This window comes from Phormidium sp. CCY1219, from assembly GCF_035615515.1.
Lineage (GTDB): Bacteria > Cyanobacteriota > Cyanobacteriia > Cyanobacteriales > Laspinemataceae > CCY1219.
The window spans coordinates 1-4,994 of sequence record NZ_JAJENT010000784.1; the positions used below are offsets into that span (position 1 = coordinate 1).

6 protein-coding genes are annotated in these 4,994 nt (G+C 49.2%); 3 read left to right on the plus strand and 3 right to left on the minus strand.

The genetic code is table 11. The features are described 5' to 3' along the window. The 3 genes from LKK83_RS23935 to LKK83_RS23945 all read left to right on the plus strand — a co-directional run. On the plus strand, positions 1-1,099 hold a 1,099-nt coding region (locus tag LKK83_RS23935), incomplete at its 5' end, for a calcium-binding protein (RefSeq protein ID WP_442957362.1). 30 nt (positions 1,100-1,129) lie between these two features. Continuing rightward, on the plus strand, positions 1,130-1,876 hold the full coding sequence (locus LKK83_RS23940; RefSeq protein WP_324633916.1) for a foldase protein PrsA: 747 nt from the start codon (positions 1,130-1,132) through the stop codon (positions 1,874-1,876). 176 nt (positions 1,877-2,052) lie between these two features. Further along, positions 2,053-2,958, plus strand: coding sequence for a hypothetical protein (locus LKK83_RS23945; RefSeq protein WP_324633917.1), 906 nt, complete (start codon positions 2,053-2,055; stop codon positions 2,956-2,958). A gap of 150 nt (positions 2,959-3,108) precedes the next feature. Here LKK83_RS23945 and LKK83_RS23950 read toward each other — a convergent pair whose 3' ends face one another. From LKK83_RS23950 to LKK83_RS23960, 3 genes are all read right to left on the minus strand, one after another. Next, the gene (locus LKK83_RS23950; protein ID WP_324633919.1) at positions 3,109-3,420 is read right to left on the minus strand and encodes a hypothetical protein; all 312 of its coding nucleotides are present in this window, start codon (positions 3,418-3,420) and stop codon (positions 3,109-3,111) included. 231 nt (positions 3,421-3,651) lie between these two features. Beyond that, positions 3,652-4,506 carry a hypothetical protein gene (locus tag LKK83_RS23955; RefSeq protein ID WP_324633920.1) on the minus strand — a complete coding sequence of 285 codons (855 nt, stop codon included), beginning with the start codon at positions 4,504-4,506 and terminating at the stop codon, positions 3,652-3,654. Positions 4,507-4,758: 252 nt separating this feature from the next. Next, positions 4,759-4,994 (minus strand): hypothetical protein (locus tag LKK83_RS23960; protein ID WP_324633921.1); only part of this gene is annotated, 236 nt, incomplete at its 5' end.

A 4,994-nucleotide genomic window follows, 5' to 3' on the forward strand; every position in this document is an offset into this window, starting at 1 on the left:
CCAAAGCAATGCCAGTACCGAAGCCAGCAGCAATTCCAGCAATGCTAGCACTTCGGGAGAAAGTGCCGATGCGGGGGGGAATAGGGAAGCAACGAACCCCAGACCTCCCACTGACGGGGAACCCCCTGCTACGGGGAATTCCGGAGAAAGCAGCAGTTCGAGCAGTGCGAGGGCGGAGGTGGATGCTAGCGGTGCGGAGAGTAGTAGCGAAGCGATCGCCACCTCACCCACCGGAGAAACTACCAGCTCTCAGGCGTCGGATTTCTCGGCTGAAGGAACCTCTGCGGAAGGCAACGCCACCGCCACTGCCGCCGGAGAGTCCGCGAATAGCACAAGCGCTACATCGGCGGCAACCGAGGCGCAAGCGCCTTCTGGTCTCACATCTATTGCCGTACCCACGATTCCCCCGATGCCCGCCGAGAGCGAAGAAGATAATATTGCTGCAGCGGAGTTTACACAGGAGTCTGGATTGCCGTCGGATTCATCCACTACAGAATCGTTTGCGATCGCTTCAGGTTCGGCGGCGGGAGACCAGATGCAGGGGAGTGCTAGCCGTGACAACATTCAGGGCAACGGTGGAGAAGACTACCTGCGCGGAATGGAAGGGGGCGATCGCGTGTTTGGCGGTGCAGATGCCGATATACTCAATGGCAACCAAGGCGACGATACCGTAATCGGCGCAGAGGGCAACGATATCATTCGCGGGGGCAAAAACCATGACTCCCTGATTGGCGGAAATGGTGATGATGTGCTGGTGGGCGATTTTGGTACCGATACCTTGACTGGAGGTTCGGGTGCGGATACCTTTGTGATGCGAACTGCAACCGTTGTCAGGGATCCGCTACAAGCTGATGCGATCGCCGATTTTAATCCGGCAGCCGGTGATAAAATAGGGTTAACTCAGGGCGTTTCTGCCGAAAACGTCGCGTTTGAGGCATTGGATTCCAATAACGATGGCATCGCCGACGCTACCGCCCTGAAACTGAACGAGAACGCCTATTTAGGGGTGGTTCTCAATACCGTCGATGCAGGCGGGAACACCACATTAAACCCTGCTGATTTTACCCCGGTGTCAGAAGATATTCTGGCAATGGGATAAAACCGCTGGCTTCAGGAGAAACTTGTTACCATGACGGATTTATCAAAAGTACCAATCGAACCCCAAGAATTTATTGAATTTCTCAAAAAAGAGATTCAACTCAAGCCAATTTCGCAAAAGATTTTGCATCAAAAAGTGGTGGAACGAGCGGCGCAGGACCGGGAGATTACCGTACCGGAAGAAGAAGTTCAGGAAGAAAGCGATCGCTTCCGGCGCGACAATCGCCTGGAAAAAGCAGAAGATACCTTAGCGTGGCTAGAGGCGCAAATGATTTCCCCGGAGGATTGGGAACGGGGAATTCGCGATCGCCTATTGCAAAAAAAGTTAGCAGCGGCGCTATTTGACAAAGATGTGGACAAGTATTTTGCCGAAAATCGCCTGGATTTTCAAAAGGTTTTACTCTATCAAATTATTGTCCCTTCCGAGGAAGTTGCTCGAGAATTGTTTTATCAAATAGAAGAGCGCGAAATAAGCTTTTATGAAGCGGCACACTTTTACGATATCGACGAAAGACGGCGAGTTTTGTGCGGGTGTGAAGGCAAAGTCCCGCGATCGAGTTTACCACCGGAAATTGCAGCGGCGATATTTCGCGTTTCGATTGGCGACATCGTAGGACCGGTGAAAACCGAGGCGGGCTATCATTTGTTATTAGTCGAAGAGTTAATTCAACCGGAACTGACGTCAGAAATTCGCCAACAAATTATCGATCGCATGTTTGCCCAATGGCTGGAAACGGAAGTGAACTACATGATTCATAACGAGTTGGAAGCCAGCTAGCTGAAAAAGCCCCTAAATCAGGGTGGGGCGTTAACGTTTGAAGCCCGCCTACGGGGGCTAATTTAAAACAGACTTTTTCCTCGTTTCCAGGGTTAAACCTGAGAACGAGGAATTTTACCATTTCTGGAGAATTGGGATAAAATGGGGTGATAGAAAAGGCATTAGCAAGACAAAAAATGAACGTATTAATTTTAGGAAATGGCAAAGATGGCACGGCGGCACATTTGCATCGAGCTTTGAGCGAAGCCGGGGCAACAGTTGATTATTTAGACACTCGTTTTTTTCCGACGAAATTGCGAATGTGTTGGGAACCCAGTGCGGGGGTGGGATATTTAACCCTTCCCGGAGGGCGGCGGATGAACCTGGAAGACATTCACAGCGTATTTTGGCGCACGTTGGGGGAAATATACGTTCCGGATTTGGAAGATCCGCATCAACAAAGGGTGGCGTATAATGATGGGATGAGCATGCTGCGATCGCTGATTCAACTGTGCCCCGCCCGGTGGATAAACTCCTGGGATGCCTATCAGTTTCACAAGGAAAAACCCCGCCAGCTCACCCGCGCCCAGCAACTCGGCGTCACCATTCCCGCCACGGCGATCGGCAACGATCCGCAAGCGGTTATCGAGTTTGTTCAGTGGCGAGAACGGGTGATTTTTAAGCCGGTTTATGGCGGCGCGCATACCCAATTGGTCAGCCCCGCTCATTTAGAACCGGAACGGCTCAATAGCGTACTGAGTTTAGCCCCCGTGACCCTACAGGAGTACATTCCGGGGACGAATATTCGCAGTTACGTCATTGGAGATGCGGTGTATTCTGCGGAAATTCGCAGTCCTTCGGTAGACTTTCGCGAAGATAAAGAAGCGCAGTTAATTCCGGTGGAAGTGCCGGAAATGATTCGCGAGCAATCTGTGGCTATTACCCGGGCATTTATGATGGAGTGGACGGCGATCGACTGGCGTTTAACCCCTAGGGGCGAGTATTATTTTTTGGAGGCGAATCCCAGTCCGATGTTCGTCCATTTTGAAAATCAAACCGACTATCCCATTACTCGGGATTTGGTTAATTTGTTGATGCAATAATTCACCTTACTTCGTAGGGTGGGCATTGCTCACCCTACCCCTCGAAGCCAGATTGGAAAAATTTTTATTCGATAAAAATAAAGCAGCACGCCGCAAAATTCGTGCTGCTTTATTGTTGAGGTTATGCATAGTTAAAATGCTAACCTTGCCTTACATCATGGCAAAGTCGCCGCCTTCTTCTCCTAAAGCCATCGTGGTATAAACGGGGGGTTCTTCCGGTTTGGGTTCTGGTGGCATCGGAAAGTCAATTGGAAAGTCAATTGGGGGGTGCATGGGAGGCTTTATAGGACGAGGATAGGGCTTCGGATGCCAGCCATAACCGCCTTCTTCTCCAATGGCGAGGGTGGTCACTACACTATAAGCACCGCCGACTTTTTCCGCTTCTTCTTCTGTCAGTTGTTCTTCAAATTCTAACTCTTGCGGTTCTAAGTCGTTGAATTTGCGATTAAATGGGTGATTCATGGTTTTTTTCCAGTCAGTTGCTTGGTAATTTGTTTTTACTATTGTTATGTTATCGACTGGAAGGGAAAACATGTGGCCAATTTGGCAGTTTTTTTCGTCAAGTAAAATTGGGTATCCGAGGAGGAATGTAAGGTAAACGACCTTCTGTAATGCCCTAAATTATCCTAAATACGGTTGTTTGCAGGTCACCAGCAGATGAGCGCGCCGGGTTGGTGTAAAAAGGTTTGGAAGTCAATTGTTTTCTTTCGTAGTTTGAGACTTTAAGCGAATTCCGAGCAATCCGAGAACCATAAAACCGAGAGTTAAAGACGGTTCCGGCGCTTTAACGGCAACTCGAGTATTCTTGAGTTCGACTAAACTCAAATGAGTGGGACTGTTGAAAGAACGCTTCACTGAGCCTTCCACGCCTATCCCGGCAAATTCTTGCAGTCCACCAAACTCAGTATGGGATGAAAAATTAGCGGTGACAGTGGGGCTATTCTGATAGCCGATAAAGTCAGTATCTAAGTCAGTTTCTAACGCAGCAGATAAACTGACAAAATCCAACAATTGCTGATTTTCCGGTTGGCTGCGATCGAGTAATAAAAATGAAATATCTGCTGCGGCTTTTGCTGCTTCTCCCGGAGAATTTTCGATGGAAGTTGCTAGCTGTAAACCTCCGCTAAAATCAAAGTAAAAGTCTTCGGCTTCTGGGATAAAAAAGTTGCCGATTACCCGGGCCTCACTTGCGGCGAATCCTCGGTAGTCGTGACCCTCACCAAACGCTAAACTGGATGATTCATTCCAGGCGACGGCGGGATAGTTGGGGGGATGGAAAAACACTGCTTCAGCGTTACCCACCGCCGCCACCGATCCGGCGGGTTTGGCCCAGGTCCAGGTATCGGTTCCTGCAAAGGTATGACTGGAGGTGGGGCTGTGGCTGAAGTTGTCGAAGTAGAATTCACTGTGAGATGCCGCAAAGGTTGCGCCATAGGCGGGTGCGCTGGCGATCGCGGTACTAGTGAGAACGGGGGCGGCGATCGCTAGTAGCCGCTTTGCCAGTCTTCCGGGATAGTTTGTGCTGCGATCGCTTGTGTGCCATAACATAGGTTTTTTCCTCCAGCAATTTTTATTTTTCCATTACCCCTAACCTAGCCCACCACCTGGAGAATGAGTTGCCATTTTGGCAGGTTTTTGCCTAATTTTTTTAATACAAAAAAAATAGAAAGATTCCTCTCGTAATTTTACTGAAATTTTACAATTAAAACTCATAAATTATCCGAATTTTTACAGAAAAAATCGCCAGTTTGTGTTTCAACTGTTAACTTCCGTTAAGCTTGTTGGCCAGTGGATTGTTAATTAGAAAAAATGGCGATCCACTGTCACTGTAGCGGGAATGCGATCGCGATCGGGCATTGCGTTCCATGCATTATTGGATCCATGTAGCGGTAGGGTGGGAATTGTTCGCCGATTGACGACAATGGTATAATATCGTCTCTGGTGAATCTTTTGCCTTTCCCGAGGCGGAGCCTCGCAAAGAGCGTTCCCAGGCTGGAGCCTGGGAACGAGTTGGAGGCTGGAGCCTGGGAACGAGT

Excerpts from the sequence above, each read along its gene's own strand:
- LKK83_RS23940 (WP_324633916.1), top strand. The coding sequence starts at position 1,130 with ATGACGGATTTATCAAAAGTACCAATCGAACCCCAAGAATTTATTGAA.
- LKK83_RS23945 (WP_324633917.1), top strand. The coding sequence starts at position 2,053 with ATGAACGTATTAATTTTAGGAAATGGCAAAGATGGCACGGCGGCACAT.
- LKK83_RS23950 (WP_324633919.1), bottom strand. The coding sequence starts at position 3,420 with ATGAATCACCCATTTAATCGCAAATTCAACGACTTAGAACCGCAAGAG.
- LKK83_RS23955 (WP_324633920.1), bottom strand. The coding sequence starts at position 4,506 with ATGTTATGGCACACAAGCGATCGCAGCACAAACTATCCCGGAAGACTG.